Source organism: Curtobacterium sp. MCBA15_008, from assembly GCF_001865065.1.
In the GTDB taxonomy this organism is placed as follows: domain Bacteria; phylum Actinomycetota; class Actinomycetes; order Actinomycetales; family Microbacteriaceae; genus Curtobacterium.
The window spans coordinates 193,770-212,660 of record NZ_MJGN01000001.1 but is presented as its reverse complement, the minus strand read 5'-3'; the positions used below and the strand labels follow the sequence as shown (position 1 = coordinate 212,660).

Annotated in this window: 17 protein-coding genes and 1 tRNA gene; 13 read left to right on the top strand and 5 right to left on the bottom strand. The window is 72.2% G+C overall.

Annotation, left to right across the window (positions count from 1 at the left end):
* Positions 1-1,729 (top strand): cytochrome c biogenesis protein ResB (locus tag BIU96_RS00940; protein ID WP_254785881.1); only part of this gene is annotated, 1,729 nt, incomplete at its 5' end.
* A 5-nt stretch (positions 1,730-1,734) separates the two neighbouring features.
* Positions 1,735-2,730, top strand: coding sequence for a c-type cytochrome biogenesis protein CcsB (gene ccsB / locus BIU96_RS00935; protein WP_071290768.1), 996 nt, complete (start codon positions 1,735-1,737; stop codon positions 2,728-2,730).
* A gap of 386 nt (positions 2,731-3,116) precedes the next feature.
* Here the strand turns inward: ccsB and BIU96_RS00930 are convergent, their stop codons facing one another.
* Positions 3,117-4,094: an o-succinylbenzoate synthase gene (locus BIU96_RS00930; RefSeq protein WP_254785878.1), complete on the bottom strand. Its 978-nt coding sequence runs from the start codon at positions 4,092-4,094 to the stop codon at positions 3,117-3,119.
* A 380-nt stretch (positions 4,095-4,474) separates the two neighbouring features.
* Between BIU96_RS00930 and BIU96_RS19275 the strand changes: the two genes are divergently transcribed.
* The 4 genes from BIU96_RS19275 to BIU96_RS00910 are packed head-to-tail and all read left to right on the top strand — an operon-like array spanning position 4,475 to position 7,997.
* Positions 4,475-4,849: a hypothetical protein gene (locus tag BIU96_RS19275; protein ID WP_139199661.1), complete on the top strand. Its 375-nt coding sequence runs from the start codon at positions 4,475-4,477 to the stop codon at positions 4,847-4,849.
* Positions 4,850-4,878: 29 nt separating this feature from the next.
* Positions 4,879-5,808, top strand: coding sequence for a 1,4-dihydroxy-2-naphthoyl-CoA synthase (locus tag BIU96_RS00920; protein WP_071290715.1), 930 nt, complete (start codon positions 4,879-4,881; stop codon positions 5,806-5,808).
* 16 nt (positions 5,809-5,824) lie between these two features.
* Entirely contained in the window at positions 5,825-6,955 is a 1,131-nt protein-coding gene (locus BIU96_RS00915) for an AMP-binding protein (protein ID WP_071290714.1), read from the top strand.
* 46 nt (positions 6,956-7,001) lie between these two features.
* Positions 7,002-7,997, top strand: coding sequence for a 1,4-dihydroxy-2-naphthoate polyprenyltransferase (locus tag BIU96_RS00910; RefSeq protein ID WP_071290713.1), 996 nt, complete (start codon positions 7,002-7,004; stop codon positions 7,995-7,997).
* Positions 7,998-8,049: 52 nt separating this feature from the next.
* Here the strand turns inward: BIU96_RS00910 and BIU96_RS00905 are convergent, their stop codons facing one another.
* Positions 8,050-8,373, bottom strand: a complete 324-nt coding sequence (locus tag BIU96_RS00905) for a DUF4229 domain-containing protein (protein WP_071290712.1) — start codon at positions 8,371-8,373, stop codon at positions 8,050-8,052.
* A 79-nt stretch (positions 8,374-8,452) separates the two neighbouring features.
* Here BIU96_RS00905 and BIU96_RS00900 point away from each other — a divergent pair, with 79 nt between their 5' ends.
* Together BIU96_RS00900 and menD are read left to right on the top strand one after the other, a co-directional pair.
* Positions 8,453-8,854, top strand: coding sequence for a PLD nuclease N-terminal domain-containing protein (locus tag BIU96_RS00900; protein ID WP_071290711.1), 402 nt, complete (start codon positions 8,453-8,455; stop codon positions 8,852-8,854).
* Positions 8,847-10,595, top strand: coding sequence for a 2-succinyl-5-enolpyruvyl-6-hydroxy-3-cyclohexene-1-carboxylic-acid synthase (gene menD / locus BIU96_RS00895; RefSeq protein ID WP_071290766.1), 1,749 nt, complete (start codon positions 8,847-8,849; stop codon positions 10,593-10,595). The genes BIU96_RS00900 and menD overlap by 8 nt, the downstream gene beginning before the upstream one ends.
* Before the next feature lie 21 nt (positions 10,596-10,616).
* Here menD and BIU96_RS00890 read toward each other — a convergent pair whose 3' ends face one another.
* Complete coding sequence (locus BIU96_RS00890; RefSeq protein WP_071290710.1) at positions 10,617-11,876, bottom strand: isochorismate synthase MenF; 1,260 nt, start codon at positions 11,874-11,876, stop codon at positions 10,617-10,619.
* Between the two features lie 74 nt (positions 11,877-11,950).
* On the opposite strand from BIU96_RS00890, the gene BIU96_RS00885 reads away from it, so the two are divergent.
* The 4 genes from BIU96_RS00885 (at position 11,951) to BIU96_RS00870 (ending at position 16,569) form a co-directional block, all read left to right on the top strand.
* Positions 11,951-12,817, top strand: coding sequence for a demethylmenaquinone methyltransferase (locus BIU96_RS00885; protein WP_254785873.1), 867 nt, complete (start codon positions 11,951-11,953; stop codon positions 12,815-12,817).
* Between the two features lie 30 nt (positions 12,818-12,847).
* On the top strand, positions 12,848-13,927 hold the full coding sequence (locus BIU96_RS00880) for a polyprenyl synthetase family protein (RefSeq protein WP_071290709.1): 1,080 nt from the start codon (positions 12,848-12,850) through the stop codon (positions 13,925-13,927).
* 88 nt (positions 13,928-14,015) lie between these two features.
* Positions 14,016-15,419: an FAD-dependent oxidoreductase gene (locus BIU96_RS00875; RefSeq protein ID WP_071290708.1), complete on the top strand. Its 1,404-nt coding sequence runs from the start codon at positions 14,016-14,018 to the stop codon at positions 15,417-15,419.
* Positions 15,420-15,435: 16 nt separating this feature from the next.
* On the top strand, positions 15,436-16,569 hold the full coding sequence (locus BIU96_RS00870; RefSeq protein ID WP_071290707.1) for a heparan-alpha-glucosaminide N-acetyltransferase domain-containing protein: 1,134 nt from the start codon (positions 15,436-15,438) through the stop codon (positions 16,567-16,569).
* 112 nt (positions 16,570-16,681) lie between these two features.
* On the opposite strand, the gene cls is transcribed toward BIU96_RS00870, so the two are convergent.
* Together cls and BIU96_RS00860 are read right to left on the bottom strand one after the other, a co-directional pair.
* Positions 16,682-18,142, bottom strand: a complete 1,461-nt coding sequence (cls, locus tag BIU96_RS00865) for a cardiolipin synthase (protein WP_071290706.1) — start codon at positions 18,140-18,142, stop codon at positions 16,682-16,684.
* 16 nt (positions 18,143-18,158) lie between these two features.
* Positions 18,159-18,647, bottom strand: coding sequence for a YajQ family cyclic di-GMP-binding protein (locus BIU96_RS00860; RefSeq protein WP_017888627.1), 489 nt, complete (start codon positions 18,645-18,647; stop codon positions 18,159-18,161).
* A gap of 139 nt (positions 18,648-18,786) precedes the next feature.
* On the opposite strand from BIU96_RS00860, the gene BIU96_RS00855 reads away from it, so the two are divergent.
* A tRNA-Tyr gene (locus BIU96_RS00855) sits at positions 18,787-18,868 on the top strand.
* Positions 18,869-18,891: the final 23 nt, after the last annotated feature.

The following is an 18,891-nucleotide window of genomic DNA, read 5'->3' as shown; positions in this document are numbered from 1 at the left end:
CCCGACCGACGCGGCCGAGGGCGCCGACGCCGTCTCCGACCCGCAGCGACCGTCCGACCACGTCGACGGCTCCGGCCCCGGCGACTCCGGCGTCGCCCAGCCGAGGCTCGGTCCGATCGGCTACCTCCGCTTCTTCTGGCGCCAGCTCACGAGCATGCGGACGGCGCTCTTCCTCCTCATGCTCCTCGCCCTCGCGGCGATCCCCGGTTCCCTGGTGCCGCAGCGCACGGCGGACCCGAACGGCGTCGTGCAGTACAAGGCCGACCACCCGCAGCTCTTCCCGGTCCTCGACAAGCTGCAGGTCTTCGACACCTACACCTCGGTGTGGTTCTCGGCGATCTACCTGCTGCTCTTCGTGTCCCTGATCGGCTGCATCGTCCCGCGCACGAAGCACCACTGGCAGGCCCTCCGCACCCGGCCGCCGAAGACGCCGGTGCGTCTGGCCCGCCTGGCGGGCTACCGGAGCGTGCCGGTCGGTCGCGCGACCCTGGAACGCGACACCACGACGGGCGCGAGCGGCGGGACGGACGCGGCCACGGGCCTCCCATCCGTCGAGCACGCGGTCACCCGCGCGATGGCGATCCTGAAGCGGTCCGGGTACCGCGTCGAGCGCTTCGGCGACTCGGTGAGCGCGGAGCGCGGCTACCTGCGCGAGACCGGCAACCTGGTGTTCCACGCGGCCCTGGTCGGCGTGCTCCTGGCGGTCGGTGTCGGCGGCGGGTTCGGCTACACCGGGCAGCGGCTCCTCGTCGAGGGGCAGACCTTCTCGAACGTGCTCGGCTCGTACGACTCGTTCAACCCGGGCCGCTGGTTCCAGCAGAGCGACCTCGAGGGCTACAACCTGACGCTCGACAAGTTCGTCACGAAGTACGAGGAGCGGAACCTCGAGGCCCTCGGACAGGCGCTCGACTACTCCGCGACCGTGACCACCCGGCAGCCGGGCGAGGCGCCGAAGACCGGCCGGCTCGGCGTGAACGACCCGGTGAGCGTCGGCGGCACGAACGTCTACCTGCTCGGCAACGGCTACGCGATGCAGATGACGGTGCGCGACGGCAAGGGCGACATCGCCTTCCAGGACGTCGTGCCGTTCCTGCCCGAGGACGCCAACTACACCTCCACCGGCGTCGTCAAGGTGCCGGACGCGGTGCCGGACCAGCTCGGCATGGTCGGGTTCTTCTACCCGACGGCCACGAAGCTGTCGACCGGCGCCTACACCAGCAACTACCCCGACGACCAGAACCCGCTGCTGACCCTGCAGGTCTACACGGGCGACCTCGGGCTCGACGACGGTGTCCCGCAGAGCGTCTACACGCTCGACACGAGCGGACTGAAGCAGATCGCGGGTCGGCAGTCGGCCGCTGCGAGCATCGAGCTGAAGCCGGGGCAGACGAAGTCCCTGCCCGACGGCGCCGGGTCCATCACCTTCGACGGGGTGAAGCGGTACGTGTCGCTCGACGTGCACCACGACCCGTCGCAGCTGTTCGTCGCCGGGTTCGCCGTGCTGTCCGTGCTCGGGCTGCTCACCTCGCTCTTCGTGCCGCGCCGCCGGGTGTGGGTGAAGGTCGTGCTGACGAAGCGCACCACCGACCCCGACCCCGACGGGTCGGACACCGAGTACACCCTGGAGTACGCGGGTCTCGCCCGCGGTGAGGACCCGAACCTCGAACGGGCCGTCGCGGACATCGCCCAGCGCCACACGTCGGACCTCGGAGTTAGGATGCCCCAGTGAACGACATGACCACGAACCTCGCGACCTACTCGGTCGTGCTGACGTACTCCGCGATGGCGGTCTACGTCATCGCGTTCATCGCGTTCGCCCTCGACATGGCGAAGCGCTCCGGCGAGGTCACCGCGGCCGCGGCGGGCACCGCCGCACCGCAGGCCAGTACCGCCGAGAAGACGGTCGCGACCGTCCGGGGCGGCACCGTCGTCCTCGAGCGGGTCGACCAGACCGCCGACGGCGACGCCGGGTCACGGCGCGGCACCCGCTTCGAGCGGGTCGGCATGGCGATGACCGTCCTCGCGCTCGTGCTGCACGTCGGCTCGGTGGTGCTCCGTGGCATCGCGGCCGACCGTGTGCCGTGGGGCAACATGTTCGAGTTCTCGCTCACCGGCACGGCGCTGATCATCCTGATCTTCCTGCTCGTGCAGCTCTGGCAGAACCTGAAGTTCCTCGGCGTCTTCATCACCGGCCTGACGATCATCCTGCTCGGCATCGCCACCGTGAACTACTACGTGCCGGTCCGCCCGCTGGTGCCCGCGCTCGAGTCGTACTGGCTCGTCATCCACGTGTTCGTGGCCATCGCCGGCACCGGCTTCTTCGCGCTCGGAGCGGGCCTGGCGGTCGCGCAGCTCGTGCAGACGTACCGGCAGGGTCGCGGCCCGACCGGCAAGCTCCGCTTCATGGCGACGCTGCCGGACGCCGACCGGCTCGAGGTTCTCACCTACCGCGTGCTGCTCGTCGGCTTCGTGCTCTGGACCTTCACCCTCATCGCCGGTGCGATCTGGGCCGAGCGGGCCTGGGGTCGTTACTGGGGTTGGGACACGAAAGAGGTCTGGACCTTCATCATCTGGGTCGTCTACGCCGGGTACATCCACGCACGGGCGACGCGCGGCTGGCGCGGCGCACGGTCCTCGTGGCTGGCACTCATCGGCTTCGCTGCGGTGATGTTCAACTTCTCCGTCGTGAACGTGTTCTTCAAGGGGCTGCACAGCTACTCGGGGCTGTGACCCCGGAGCGTCGCTGACGCGACCACGGTCGTCCTGGAGGCGCGGTGCCAGCTGGCACCGCGCCTCCAGTCCGTCTCCGGCCACGTCTCGGGCCGCACTCGCGTCGTTCCTGCCGCCCGCCTGCCGCTCGTGAGCGCCTGTCGGCGAGCGCCTGCCGCCCGTCAGATCGCACTTCGTGGCGCCCGGGCCGCGGCGAGACCGTCGGAAGTGCGATCTCGGCGAGCGGGAGCGGGAGCGGCACGTCGCCGTGCCACCTCGCCGGCTGTCGGCGAGTGCCCGGCACCCGTGAGGTCGCACTTCGTGGCGCCCGGGCCGCGGCGAAACCGTCGGAAGTGCGATCTCGGCGAGGCGCGCAGCGCTCCGCGACGCGCGTGCCGCGCGCGACGTCAGGCGGCGAGGAGCGCGTGCACGCGCTCGAGCCGCGCGCGCCACCACGCGGTGCGCTCCGGCGACGCCGCGTTCCGTTCCAGCAGCTCCCGCGACACCGCAGCGCGCTCGACCGGGATGCGTCCGGCGACCGGCAGGAGCGGCGACGCGGACACGTCCGACGCGAACATCGCGGCCGTCCCGAGCCCCGCGGCGTACCCCGGTGACATCGCGGCCGCCGCCAGGAACGCCCCCATCCCGAGCCCGACCGACGTGTCGAGCGCACTGGAGACCACGCAGGGCAGCCCGGCGTCCGCCACCACGGCGCGCGCCGCGGTGATGCCGCCGAGCGGCTGCGCCTTCACCACGAGGACGTCGGCGGCCCCGGCCCGGGCGACGGCGAGCGGGTCGGAGGCCTTCCGCACGCTCTCGTCGGCGGCGACGGGCACGTCGAGGCCCGCGATCCGGGCCCGGAGCTCGGCCAGCTCCGGCACCGTGCGGCAGGGCTGCTCGGCGTACTGCAGACCGAACGGGGCGAGGCGCTCGAGTGCCTCGGCGGCCTGGCCGACCGACCACAGCCCGTTCGCGTCGACCCGGACGGCGGCGTCGGGTCCCATGACCCGTCGGACCTCGGCGACCCGCGCGACGTCGTCGTCGATCGAGGTGCCCGGTTCGGCCACCTTCACCTTGGCGGTCGTGCACCCGGGGTAGCGGGCGAGGAGCGCGGCGACGGCGTCGGGCGCGATCGCGGGGACGGTGGCGTTCACCGGGACGGAGTCGGCGGCGGGCTCGTGCTCGGTCCACCCGAAGTCGACGGTCGCGCGGAGCCACGCGGCCGCCTCGGCATCGTCGTACTCGACGAAGGGCGAGAACTCGGTCCAGCCCGCGGGGCCGCGGAGGACGAGGGCTTCCCGTACGGTGATGCCGCGGAACCGCACCCGCATCGGCAGGGCGACGACGTGGGCGTCGGCGAGGAGTTCGGCGAGGTCGGGGAGCACGGTCCCATCCTCCCAGCCGGCGTCCCTCGGCGACGTCCAGGGCACCTCACACTTCCTCGGAGGGGACCGCCAGGGCAGGGCATTAGCATGCATCGGTCGGCCTCCGGTCGGCAGCAGGGTGAGGGTCGGACGAAGGAGGCTCGGTGGCGCGGGATCCGCAGCAGCGCACGTCGGGGCGTCCGTCGACGCCGGCGTCGCAGCGTGCCGCGCAGGCAGCGCAGCGCCCCGCCCAAGCACCGCCCCGAGCCGTGACCCCGCCTTCGCAGCGAGCCACTCCGCCGTCGCCGCGCGCCGGGTCGCCGGCAGCGTCCCCGGTCCGCAGCACCCCCGCCGGTGCCGCTCGCGCCCCCGGCCGCGACACCGACGAGTTCGCTCGCCTCATGCAGCGCAACACCGTCGACGTCCGCCAGCAGGGCCAGGCGGCACGGCGGAAGCGCAACCCCGTCGTCGGCAAGATCGCCCTCGGGTTGGCGGTCGTCTCCGCCGCCGTCGACGCCAGTGCCTTCGCCGTCTTCATGGGCGGCGACACCGACTTCGCGTTCGGCATCTGCTTCGTCGTCGTGTTCCTGACCCTCATCGCCGCGGTGCTCGGCTTCGTCGCCGCCGTGGGTTCGTTCGGCCGGTGGTACGGGGCGGTCGGCGTCGTGGTGGCGTTCTTCGCGAACCCGGTGATCCTCATCGTCCTGCTCGTGATCGTCGCGCCGGAGCTCCTCACCGACATGGGCGGCTCGGCGACGAGCGGGACGAGCAACTAGCCGGTCCGCCCCGGCGGTAGCGTGGGGGCATGGCTGTTCCCGTCTCCGACCTCTTCGATCCCGACGTCTGGACCGCGGCTCCGATCGCGGAGCAGTTCACCGACATCACGTACCACAAGCACGTCTCGCAGGGCATCGTCCGGGTCGCGTTCGACCGTCCCGAGGTCCGCAACGCCTTCCGCCCGCGCACCGTCGACGAGCTCTACCGTGCCCTCGACGACGCCCGTCAGGACCCGCGCGTCGGCGTCGTCCTGCTGACCGGCAACGGCCCGAGCCCGAAGGACGGCGGCTGGGCGTTCTGCTCCGGCGGCGACCAGCGGATCCGCGGTCGGAGCGGCTACCAGTACGTCGGCGACGAAGGTGCTCCACCCGAGGGGGTCGACCCGGCCGCGGCGCAGGCGTCGATGGGACGGCTGCACATCCTCGAGGTCCAGCGTCTCATCCGGATGATGCCGAAGGTCGTCATCGCGGTCGTCCCGGGCTGGGCGGCCGGCGGCGGACACTCCCTGCACGCGATCTGCGACCTGACGATCGCCAGCGCCGAGCACGGGAAGTTCAAGCAGACCGATGCCGACGTGGGCTCGTTCGACGGCGGGTACGGCAGCGCCTACTACGCGAAGCAGATCGGCCAGAAGCTCGCGCGCGAGGTCTTCTTCCTCGCCGAGGAGTACTCCGCCCAGCGCGCGTACGAGATGGGTGCCGTCAACAAGGTGGTGCCGCACGAGGACCTCGAGCGCGAGGCGATCCGCTGGGGTGAGATCGTCCTCGGCAAGTCGCCGACGGCCATCCGGATGCTCAAGTACGCCTTCAACGCGGTCGACGACGGCCTGGTCGGCCAGCAGGTCTTCGCGGGCGAGGCCACCCGTCTGGCCTACGGCACGGACGAGGCCGTCGAGGGCCGCGACTCCTTCCTCGAGAAGCGCAAGCCCGAGTGGACCGCGTTCCCCTGGCACTACTGATGGCCGGGTCCGACCGATGACGCGTCCGCTGGTCACCCTGGGTGCGTCCGACCCGGTGAGCGTGCTGCGCGGCCTGGAGGCAGCACTCGCCGGCGGCCCCGCACTGCTCCCCGTCGCCGAGGGCGCCCCGGCGCTGCCGACACCGGCTCCGGCCGACGTCTCGCAGCGGGTCGCCCTGGTGGTCGAGACGAGCGGCTCCACGGGGACGGGCAAGCGGGTGGCGCTCTCGTCGGACGCGCTCCTCGCCGGCGCCGCTGCCGCGGACGCGGCGCTCGGCGGACCGGGCGCGTGGGTGCTGGCGCTGCCGACGCACTACATCGCGGGCCTCAACGTCCTGACCCGGTCGATCGCCGCGGGGACGACGCCCGCCGTGGTGGCACCGGGGCACTTCGACGCTGCGGCGTTCGCGGACGCCGCAGACCGCGTCGACACGGGCCCCGCGGCCCCGCGGCGGTACACCTCGCTCGTGCCGGTGCAGCTCGCCCGCGTGCTCGACGACACCCGTGCGACCGAGGCGCTCGCGTCCTTCGACGCCGTCCTGGTCGGCGGTCAGGCCACGCCCGCGCCCCTCCGCGACCGAGCCCGTGCGGCCGGGGTCCGGGTGGTGACCACCTACGGCGCGAGCGAGACGAGCGGCGGCTGCGTGTACGACGGCGTGCCCTTCGGCACGGTCCGGACCGCGGTCGTCGACGGCGAACTGTGGCTGCACGGGCCGATGCTCGCCGAGGGGTACCTCGGCGACGACGCCCGCACCGCGACGACCTTCGTCGAGCGGGACGGCCTCCGCTGGTACCGCACGGGCGATGCCGCAACGGTCGATGACCGTGTGCAAGTGCTCGGCCGCCTCGACGACGTCGTCATCTCCGGGGGCGAGAAGGTGCCGCTGGGGCTCGTCGAACGGCTCGTCCGGGAACTCCCCGGGCAGGACGCCGCCGTGGTCACCCGCCGCGGGTCGGGGGAGTGGGGCGAGGTACCGGTCGTCGTGACGGCGCGACCGCTCGACCTCGACCGCGTCCGGGAGCACGTCGGAGCGGCCCTCGGTCGAGCGGCCCGTCCCGCCGCCGTCGTCCTGGTGGACGCGCTGCCGATGCTCGCGTCGGGCAAGCCCGACCGGCGGGCGATCCAGGCACTCGCAGCGACTCCGTAGGCCCCGGCGCGGTGCTGCTGCCGACCGGCGAATAGGATGAGCGGTCGTGGCACGAACGAAGAACTCGACGCAGTCCAAGCGCCGCTCCGGCAACCCGGCGAAGGCCGCGGCGCCCGCGCGCACGAAGCGCAAGGCGACCGCCCGCGACTGGATCGGCGGCGCGCGGCTCCGCACCCTGACGCTCGGCGTCGTGCCCGTCGTGATGGGAACCACGGTCGGCTTCGTGGACAGCGGTGAGCCGGGCGACTTCGGCGCGTACCTGGCGAAGGACGGGCACGTCGTCATCGCGGTCCTGGCGCTGCTCGTGGCGCTGTTCCTGCAGATCGCCGTGAACTACAGCAACGACTACTCCGACGGCGTCCGCGGGACCGACGAGTTCCGCGTCGGCCCGGCCCGGCTGACGGGCGCCGGACTCGCGAAGCCCCGCACCGTCCTGACGGTCGCCCTGACGTTCTTCGGGCTCGCCGCCGTAGCGGGGATCGCGATCGTCGTGCTCACCCAGCTGTGGTGGCTGCTCCTCGTCGGCGCCGCCGCGATCGTCGCCGCGTGGTTCTACACCGGCGGCAAGAAGCCCTACGGGTACAACGCGCTCGGCGAGGTCTTCGTCTTCGTCTTCTTCGGCCTCGTCGCGGTGCTCGGCACGCAGTACGTGCTCATCCGCGACGTCACGACGAGCGGTTGGGCAGCCGCCGTCGCCGCCGGCTTCTTCGCCTGCGCCGTCCTGATGGTGAACAACATCCGCGACATCGACGAGGACCGGCTCGCCGGCAAGCGCACGCTCGCCGTCGTGGTCGGACGGCCCGTGGCCCGGGTGCTGTACGGGCTGTTCCTGATGCTGCCGTACGTGGTGCTGCTCTGGTTCGTCCTGCTCTACTTCCGCACCGGCTTCACGTACTTCTCGCTGCTGCTGGCCCTGCCGGCACTCGCGATCGGGGTGTCGTCGCGGAAGCCGCGCGAGCTCATCACGGCGCTCCAGCTGTCGTCGTTCGCGTCGCTCGTGTTCGGCGTCGTGCTCGGGATCACGCTGGCGATCCAGCCGTAGTCCCCCGCCGGCGCCACGGACCAGCCCTGGTCGGGCTCGGCCGTGGTCGGGCTCAGTCCTGGTCGTGCTCGCGACGGGCGGCGTGCCGGTCGGCGTCGGAGACCGGACGGGCGACGGGGGCGTCGGAGTCGGCGGTGTCGACGAAGTCGTCCTCGAAGTCGGAGTCCGCGTCGCGCTCGGGCTTGCCGCGGCGGTTCGCCAGGCTCGTCGTCACCTGCTCGCGCAGCTTGCCGAGGGCGATGTACGACACGAGCAGGCCGATGAGGGCTCCGACGATCACGGCCCAGTACCAGGGCAACGGGGTCAGGAGGAGCAGCGCCACGGCCGCGGCGAAGATGCCGAGACGGGCCAGGGTGTAGACGAGCCACGCTTTCACCCGGCAAGTCTACGGAAGCGCAGGCCGCTGGGAGCGCAGGCGGAGGGACCCCACAGGCTCGCGACGTAGTGTCGTCGCCATGGTCCGACTGTGGTTGATCGTCGTCGTGGCCGCCGTGGCGTTCACGGTGTACGCGGTGATCGACTGCGCCACCATGCCCCGCCAGCGGATCCGCTCCCTCCGACGCGGCATCTGGATCCTCCTCGTGATCGTCCTCCCTGTGCTCGGCGCCGTCCTCTGGTTCCTGCTCGGTCGTGCTCCCGCGACCGAACCCGGCGGCGGGTCCGGGTACCGTGGACCCGAAGACGACCCGGACTTCCTCGGCGGCCCATCAGGCCCCGAGCAGCACCGCACGGACAAGGACCAGGACGACGAGACCCTCCGAGACCTCGAGCAGCAGTTCCGCGACCGCGAGCGGGACCGCCGCCGCGAACGAGGCGAACGGGACCAGCGGCCCGACGACGGCCGCACCGATCGCTGACGGCCCTGCGGGGTCCGGCAGCACCGCGACCGATTTCGCCCTCGCGCTCCTGACCGAACTGGCCCGCGCCGGCGTCACCGACGTCGTGGTGAGCCCCGGGTCACGGTCGCAGGCTCTCGCCCTCGCCGCCGCCGCCCTCGAGCGCGCCGGCGGCATCAGCGTGCACGTCCGCCTCGACGAACGGACCGCGGGCTTCCACGCGCTCGGCCTGGCGGTCGAGTCCGGTCGGCCCGCCGCGGTCGTGACCACCTCGGGGACCGCCGTGGCGAACCTGCACCCCGCCGTGCTCGAGGCGCACCACTCCGGCGTCCCGATGATCGTGGTCAGCGCCGACCGGCCCGACGAGCTCCGGGGCATCGGCAGCAACCAGACCACCGTCCAGCCCGGCATCTTCGGCGCGGCCGTCCACTTCGTCCGCGACGTCGAGGCGCCCTCCGTGCACGGTGTCGACGCGAGCACGGTCGACACGGTCCGGACCCTCGTCCGCCAGGCCGTCGCCGCGGCCGCCGGACACCAGGGCCAGCCCGGTCCGGTGCAGCTCAACGTGGCGTTCCGCGAACCGCTCTCCGCCGGACTCAGCGACGAGGACGTCCACGCGGTCCCCGACGACGAGGTCGACCTCGCCTTCGCCACACGCCGCGTGCACTCCGGACTGCCGGTGATCGAGCTCGCGCCGGACGACGAGCCCGCGACCGTCGTCATCGCCGGGCACGACGCCGGTGCCGACGCCGAGCGCATCGCCTGGGAGCTCGGCGCGCCGCTCATCGCCGAGGTGTCGAGCGGTGCCCGCTTCGGGCGGAACCTCGTCGTCACCTACCGCGAGCTCCTCCGTGACCCGGCCTTCGGCGGCGTGGTCCGCCGCGCCGTCGTGCTCGGCCACCCGACGCTCAGCCGCGAGGTCCCCGCGCTCCTGCAGCGCGACGACGTCGAGACGATCGTGGTCCGCTCACCGGCGGCCGACCCGTTCGACCCGGCCCGCGCCTCCCGGCCCGACGCCCCGACCACCTTCGTGTCCGACGTCCGCGTGACGGGCCGCACCCGGCCGGAACACCGGGCGTGGGTGGGGCGCTGGGTGGCGGCGAGCCGCGCGCTCCTCGGGGACGGCGACGCCGGACCGGACCTCGACGCGAAGCGGTCCGAGGACCGCGCCGAGCGCAACAAGTTCCTCCGCGACGAGGTCGCCCTCCGCCGCCGTCCCGTCGACCGCACCATGCTCGCCGACGCGGTGTGGGGCGCGACCTGGCCGCACGACCGGCTCGTGCTCGGGGCGTCGCAGATCATCCGCGTCGCCGACGGCCACGTCGCCGGCAAGGCGATCCGGGTGCACGCCAACCGTGGGCTCGCCGGAATCGACGGCACCGTCTCGACCGCACTCGGCATCGCGGCGGCGCTCGAGCGGTCGTCGGCCCCGGTGGGGACGACCCGGGTGCTGCTCGGCGACCTCACCCTGCTGCACGACGTCGGCGCGTTCGTGACCGGCACCGAGGAGCCGCACCACCGCGTGCAGGTCATCGTCGGCAACGACGCCGGGGGAGCGATCTTCCGTGGCCTCGAGGTCGCCGCGACCACTCCCCAGGCGGACATGCGACGGATGATGACGACGCCACAGCACGTCGACGTCGAGCGCGTGGTGACCGGCCTCGGGTGGGAGTACCGACGTGCCGCGACGTGGGGCGACCTGGAGCAGGTGCTCACGGACCCCGCCGAGCGGCTCGTCATCGAGGTCCCGCTGGCCGAGTGAGCCGGCCGGGCCGGCCGCCGATCAGGCGAGTGCGTCCGTCATCGGACGGAACTTGAGCGCGGTCTCGGCGACCTCGCGGTCGGGATCCGACCCCGCCACGATCCCGGCGCCCGCCCAGGCCCGGAGGGATCCGTCCTCGCTGATCTGCGCGCTGCGGAGCGCGAGCATCCACTCGCCGTCGCCGTTCGCGCCGAGCCAGCCGACCGGACCGGCGTACCGACCGCGGTCCGCGCCCTCGAGCTCGGAGACGAGCCGGACCGCGACGTCCGTCGGGGTGCCGGCGACCGCGGCCGTCGGGTGCAGCACGTCCGCGACGTCGAGCGAGGTCGTCCCGACGGGCAGCGTCGCCTGCACGTCGGTCGCGAGGTGCCACAGGTTCGGCAGCTGCAGCCGGAACGGCTCCGGGTCGGCACGGAGGTCCGTGGCGATCGGGCGGAGCGCGGCGAGGAGGCTGTCGATCGCGAACGCGTGCTCGCCGACGTCCTTCGCGCTGGCCGCCAGGGCCTCGGCGGCGGCACGGTCGGACACAGCGTCCGCGCCGCGGGCCGCGCTGCCGGCGAGCACCCGGGCGGAGAGCCGCGTGCCGTCGGTGCGGGCGAGGGTCTCCGGGGTGGCGCCGACCAGTCCGTCGACCGCGAAGGTGACGCACTGCGGGTACGCGGCGGCGAGGTCGAGCAGCAGCGCCCGGTGGTCCGCGCCGGGTGGGAGCTGCCCGACGAGGTCGCGTGCGAGGACGACCTTCTCGGCGTCCCCGGCGGCGATCCGGCGGACGGCGTCGGCGACACGCGCGGCGTAGGCCTCGGGGCCGATCCGGCCGGGGGTGAGCTGCACCGACACGTGCTCGCCGACGCGGGGGACCGGTGCGGACGTGCGGGTGAACGTGAGGGGGGCCGGGTCCGGCGTGGTGTCGACCGCGGTCAGCCACGCCTTGCCGCGACGCCGGCCGATCACGACGCGCGGCACGATCAGGACGCTCGTCTCGGCGGAGTCGTCGGCGAACGTGAAGGCCCCGAACGCGACCAGGCCCGTCCCGCGGAGCTGCACCGGGTCGTCCACCACCGCGTCCTGCACGAGCGTGCGCCAGACCGCCGACGCCTCGCGCATCCGCTCCGGGCCGCTGAAGGTGAAGCGGAGCGCCTCGCCGATCCCGACGATGCCGTCGCCGTTCCGGACGAACGCGAGCGGGCTGTCCCGGAGGGTGTGGCGGAGGACGGCGCCCGGGTCGTCGAGGATCCGGGTCGAGACCGTCAGCGGTGGGGCCGCCGTGGTGGTTCGGGTCACGGTCCGATCGTACGCGTCGGGCGATCCGACGACGGACCGGGGAACGCTCGGCCGGGACCTCTAGGATGTTGTGGGTGAGCAGAGCGGACCTGAACAAGCGGCCGGACGAGGTGGCGGCCATGTTCGACGACGTCGCCGCGAAGTACGACCTCACGAACGACATCCTCTCCGCGGGCAACGCCCCGCTGTGGCGTGTCGCGACGGTCCGCGCGGTCGACCCCCAGCCCGGCGAACGCGTGCTCGACATCGCCGCCGGCACCGGCACGAGCGCCGCGGCCTTCGCCAAGAAGGGGGCAGAGGTCACCGCGCTCGACCTGTCGGCGGGCATGATCGCCGTCGGCCGCGAGCGTCACCCCGAGATCACCTTCGTCGAGGGCGACGCCGAGCACCTGCCGTTCGACGACGACTCCTTCGACGCCGTCTCGATCTCGTTCGGCCTGCGCAACGTCAACGACCCGATGCAGGCCCTCGGCGAGATGCTCCGCGTCCTCAAGCCCGGCGGCCGCGTCGTCATCTGCGAGTTCTCGACGCCGCCGCTCGCACTCCTGCGCTTCGGCTACGGCGCCTACCTCAAGCGCGTCCTGCCCGGTGTCGCACGCCTGTCGTCGAGCAACCCGGCCGCCTACCGCTACCTGGCCGAGTCGATCGAGGCCTGGCCCGAGCAGCAGGTGCTGAGCCAGTGGCTCCGGGGCGTCGGGTTCACGATGGTGGCCTACCGGAACCTCACCGCTGGCATCGTCGCGCTGCACCGTGGTCGGAAGCCCGTGGCCGAGCCGGTGCGCGAGTCCGTCGCCCGCCGCGCGAAGGCCCGTCGTGCGCACCAGCACACCGGCGAGCAGCCCAGCCTGGGCAAGCCGGTCACCGGCCAGCCCAGCGCCGACCAGCCCAGCGCCGACCAGCCCAGCGCCGACCAGCCCAGCGCCGAGCCCACCGCCGGCTGACCGGTCCACCCCCGAACCACGGAGCAGCACTTGAACCCGAGCGTCCCGGTCGCACGTCGCGCACCGAGTCTCCGCGCATCGTTGGGCATCGGCGAGCGTCTGTTCGCGACCCCGGCCGAGCGTCGGTTCATCTCGGCCGTCGACGACGGGCTCGAGCTCGTCGAGCAGGGCCTCGAAGAAGCGATGCGCTCCACCGACACCCTCGCCGACACGACGAGCCGGTACCTGCTCTCCGCCGGCGGCAAGCGGATCCGGCCGACGCTGACCCTGCTCATCGCGCAGCTCGGCGACGGCGTGACCGACGCGGTCGTGAAGGCCGCGGTCAGCATCGAGACCACCCACCTGGCGTCGCTCTACCACGACGACGTCATGGACGAGGCCCCGGTGCGCCGCGGGGTCCCGGCAGCGCACGTGACGTACGGCAACAACGTCGCGATCCTCACCGGCGACCTGCTCTTCGCGCGGGCCAGCCTGATCACCGCCGACCTCGGCACCGAGGGCATCCGGATGCAGGCCGAGACCTTCCAGCGCCTCTGCATGGGGCAGCTCCACGAGACGACGGGCCCCCAGCCCGAGGACGACCCGGTCGAGCACTACATCCAGGTGCTCAGCGACAAGACGGGGTCGCTCATAGCGACCGCCGCCCGCGCCGGCGTGATGTTCTCGGGTGCCGACCGGTCGTACCTCGACGCCGTCGGCACGTTCGGCGAGAAGGTCGGCGTGGCCTTCCAGCTCGTCGACGACGTCATCGACCTCGCACCGGCCAAGGCGAAGACCGGCAAGATCGCCGGCAACGACCTGCGCGCCGGCGTCGACACGCTGCCGCTGCTCCAGCTGCGCCGCCTCGCAGCGACGGGAGCGCCGGACGCCGTCGCGCTCCTCGAACGGATCGAGCGCGACGTGAACGCGGCGCCGGACGACGTGGTCGACTCCGCGCCGTACCAGTCCGCGGTCGCCGCCCTCCGCGAGCACGAGGCCACCTCCGCCACCCGGGCCGTCGCGGTCCGGTGGGCGACGGAAGCGGTCGACGCGCTCGCACCGCTCCCCGACGGGACGGTGAAGCGGGCGTTGATCCGCTTCGCCGAGTCCGTCGTGGAACGCAGCCGCTGACACGGACCGCCCCGAGCGACGGACCGACCACCACCCAGCGACACAGCCCATCGGGAGCACCCTGCCCGAACGAAACTGGAGACGATCAGTGCCCACCCTCCGAGTCGCCATCGTCGGCGCCGGCCCCGCCGGCATCTACGCCGCGGACATCCTGCTGCGCGAAGCCCACGGCCACGACGTGTCGATCGACCTGTTCGAGCAGCTCCCCGCCCCCTACGGCCTGGTCCGGTACGGCGTCGCGCCGGACCACCCCCGGATCAAGGGCATCGTCAACGCCCTGCGGGACGTGCTCGACCGCGGGGTCGTCCGGTTGTTCGGCAACGTCCGCTTCGGCGAGGACATCACCCTCGACGACCTCCGGAAGCACTACCACGCGGTCGTGTTCTCCACCGGGGCGATCAAGGACGCCGACCTCGACGTGCCGGGTGTCGAGCTCGAGGGCTCCTACGGAGCGGCCGAGTTCGTCAGCTGGTTCGACGGCCACCCGGACGTCCCGCGTACCTGGCCGCTCGAGGCCTCGAGCGTCGCCGTGATCGGCAACGGCAACGTCGCCCTCGACGTCTCACGCATCCTCGCGAAGCACGCCGACGACCTCCTGCCGACCGAGATCCCGGCGAACGTCCACGAGGGGCTGAAGGCCTCCCCGGTGACCGACGTGCACGTGTTCGGTCGTCGCGGCCCCGCGCAGGTGAAGTTCACGCCGCTCGAGCTGCGCGAGCTCGGCGAGCTGCGCGACGTCGACATGGTCGTCTACGACGAGGACTTCGACCACGACGAGGCCTCGAAGAACGCCATCGCGACGAACAAGCAGGTCATGGTGATGAACCGCGTGCTCGAGCAGTGGCGCACCCGCGAGACCGGGCAGGCCAGCCGCCGCCTGCACCTGCACTTCTACGCGAAGCCCCTCGAGTTCGTCGGCGAGGACGGCAAGCTCACCGCCATCCGCTACGAGCGCACCCGTCCGAACGGGCAGGGCGGCGTCGAGGGCACCGGCGAGGTCCGCGAGATCCCGATCCAGGCCGCCTACCGTGCGGTCGGCTACTTCGGCTCGCCGCTGCCGGGGGTGCCGTTCGACGAGCGCCACGGGGTCATCCCCAACCACGAGGGCCAGGTCCTCGACGACGACAACCAGCAGATCCCGGGCGTCTACGCCACCGGGTGGATCAAGCGCGGGCCGGTCGGCCTCATCGGGCACACCAAGTCCGACGCGATGGAGACCGTGCAGCACATCGTCAACGACCAGGCGAGCTGGTGGACGCCGGAGGACCCGTCCGAGGGTGCGGTCCCGGCGCTGCTGGCCGCGCGCGGCGTCGAGTACACCGACCTCGACGGCTGGCACAACCTCGACGCGCACGAGCTCGCGCTCGGTGCGGCCGAGGGTCGCGAGCGCATCAAGGTCGTGCCGCGTGACGAGATGGTCGAGGTGTCGCTCGGGCGCACAGTCGACGCGCACAGCGCCGACGCCCGCACCGCCGACGCACGCACCAGCTGACGCCGAGCCGACCGCCATGTCGACCGCACGCCCCGCACCGCCCGCCGCGCTGCGGGGCGTGTCCGTCTCCGGTGCCCGTCTGCAGGGAGTCGACGTCGCGCGGGCACTGGCGCTCCTCGGCATGATGGCGACGCACGTGGGCGGCATCGCCGACGAGGTCGACTGGTCCGACCCGACGACCTGGGCCGCGGTGGCGCACGGTCGTTCGTCGTCCCTCTTCGCCGTGCTCGCCGGCGTCTCGATCGGGCTGACGAGCGGCCGGACCGCGCCGCCCGGTCCGCCGACGATCGGCAGGGTCCGCGCGCGGCTCGCGATCCGCGCGGCGGTCGTGGTCGCGATCGGCCTGCTCCTGATGGCGCTGCAGACCCCCGTGTACGTGATCCTGCCGACGTACGGAGCCCTCTTCCTGCTGGCCGTCCCCGTCCTGCGGGTCCGGGCCGGATGGCTGCTCGTGCTGGCGGCGGCGTGCGCGGTGGCCTCGCCGGTCGTCGCGCTGAGCATCGTGCCGCTCTACGCGGACGCCGGCATGTGGGAGGTCCAGCTCGGCCTGGTCTACCCCGTGGTCACCTTCCTGGCGTACGTCCTGGTCGGTCTCGCGGTCGTCCGTGCGGGCCTGGAGGAACGTGGCCGCCAGGTCGCGCTCCTCGCGTCCGGCGCCGTGGTCGCCGCGGCCGCCTACGTGGTCGGGAACGTGCTCGCCCCGGTGCCCGTCGACGCCGTCCAGGCCTTCCCCGGCGTGCCGTACGCCGGGCAGGGCAGTCCGCCGTCGGCGGCCCTCGCGCAGCTCTTCCTGTCGCCGCGTGACCACTCGTCGTCGGTCGTCGACGTCGTCGGGACGGCGGGTGTCGCGGTCGCGGTGATCGCCCTGTGCACCCTGCTGTTCGACGGGCACGGAGGCGGGAGCGCGGGCGGCCGCCTGGCCGAGCGCATCGCGTTCCCGCTCGCCGCGGTCGGGTCGATGCCGCTCACGGTCTACGCCGGGCACCTCGTCGTGCTGGCGCTGCTGCCGGGGTACCCGGACTCGGGTGCGGCGTGGGCGTGGTTCGCCATCGGGTCGGTGCTGTTCGCGATGGCGTGGCGGACGGCCCTGGGTCGCGGTCCCCTCGAACGCCTGACCGCGACGCTGAGCGGACTCGTCCCGCTGCGCTGAACCGTCGGCGCGAACGCGCGACACCGTCGACGTCGTCCGACGACGCCCTGGTCGCACCGCGTCGACGACGCGCGACGCCTGCCGGGGCCGGGCCGCGCCTCCCGGCTGTCCGCTACTGCAGCGCCGCCGTGAGCCGCGCGACGTTGTCGAGCACCTGGGACCGGCGCGGGCGACCGAGCCACGAGTCCAACCGCAGCTCGAAGCTGTTCTCCTTGTAGGCGTCCTGGACCTCGCGCAGGGCGTCGACGAACCGCTTGCCACGGACCATCACCGAGACCTCGAGGTTGAGGCTGAAGGACCGCATGTCCATGTTGCTCGACCCGATCACGGACACCTCGTCGTCGATCGTGAAGTGCTTCGCGTGCAGGATCGTCGGCGCCCGGTAGAGCCAGATCTTGACGCCGGCCCGCAGCAGGCCCTCGTAGTAGGAGCGCTGGGCGTGCCAGGTCATCGCGTGGTCGCCCATCTCGCCGACGAACAGCTCGACCTCGACCCCGCGCTGTGCCGTGGTCGTGATCGCGTAGAGCATCGAGTCATCCGGCACGAAGTACGGCGACGTGATCGACACCTTCTCCTGCGCCGAGTAGAGCAGCGCGTTGAAGAGGCGCAGGTTGTTCTCGCCGTCGAAGCCGGGGCCGGACGGGACCACCTGGCAGTCCAGGGCGTCACCGCGGTCGGCACGCTGCACGGGGTCGCTCTCGCGCAGCAGCAGCTCGTCGGTCTCGCTGTACCAGTCGGTCACGAACAGGGCGTTGAGGCCGGCGACGACCGGACCCTCGAACCGGGCGAACAGGTCCTTGTAGACCATGCCCTTGTCGATGTGCGACTGCAGGTCGTAGGAGCTGTCGATGAGGTTCTGCGACCCGGTGAAGGCCACCGAGCCGTCGATGACCATGATCTTCCGGTGGTTGCGGAGGTCGGGGCGCTGGAACTTCCCCTGCAGCGGCAGGAGCGGCAGCATGAGGTGCCACTCGATGCCGGCGCGGTCCATGAACGCCAGCGTCTCCTTGTAGCCGGGGTACCCGCGGCTGGCCCAGTGGTCGAGCAGGAACCGCACCGACACCCCGCGTGCCTGGGCACGGGCGAGGGCGTCGAAGAACGGGCGGGTGGTGTCGTCGATCGTCGCGATGTAGAACTCGACGTGCACGAACCGCCGGGACTGGTCGATCGCACGGGTCATCTCGGCGATGGACTCCTCGTAGTCCGGGTAGAGCTCGGCGGAGTTGCCGCCGACGAGGGGCATCGCGCCGAGCTCGCGGTTCAGCGTCGTGATGCTCTCGAGCCACAGCGGCCACGGGTGGTCACGGCGGACCCGCTCGATGCCGTCGGTCTGCTCGAGGATGTAGGCGTTGATCTCGGTCTGCTTCTCACGCCGGGCATGCGGGAGCTTCGTCGACCCGATGATGAGGAAGACGATGAACCCGACGTAGGGGATGAGGAAGATCGCGAGCAACCAGGCCGTCGCGGTCTGCGGCTTCCGGTTGATCGGGACGTAGATGATCGAGAAGACGCGGATCGCCAGGTCCAGCAGGACGAGCAGGACGACGATCGCGACGTTGAGCCAGTGCTCCAAGGCGGCGGGCGGCGCGTCAGCGGAAGTTGATGAACTGGAGTGGCACGTCGAACTCTTCACCCTTGAGGAGCTGGATCGTGTTCTGCAGGTCGTCGCGGCTCTTCGAGGAGACGCGGAGCTCGTCGCCCTGGATCTGGCTCTTCACGGTCTTCGGCGCATTCGCGCGGAGGAAGGCACCGATCTTCTTCGCGACGTCCTGCTCGATGCCGTTCTTGAACTTCACCTCGATGCGGTACTCCTTGCCCGACGGGTACGGGTCGCCCGCGTCGAGGCTCTTCAGCGAGATGTTCCGCTTGATCGCCTTGCTCTGGAGCACGTCGAGGACGGCCTTGGCGCGCTCCTCGGAGTTCGCCTTGATGAGGACGTCCTCACCGCTGAATGCGACCGAGGCGTCGGCACCCTTGAAGTCGTACCGCTGCTCGATCTCCTTGGCCGCCTGGTTGAGGGCGTTCTCCGCCTCCATCTTGTCGACCTTGCTGACCACGTCGAAGGAACTGTCTGCCATGCCGGACAGCCTAACGGCGGACAGGAGGCGCGGTTCGGCTCCCGCAGGTCGGCCCACGGTGGTCACGAGCACCGTCTCCGATCGGCTATGCTTTCATGCGCGCCTTCGGTTGGTGACTACACGGGCCGGGTGCGCGCATGGCAAGTTACCCAAGCGGCCAAAGGGATCTGACTGTAAATCAGCCGGCGTAGCCTTCGGGGGTTCGAATCCCTCACTTGCCACGTGATCGACGAAAGCCCCGTCC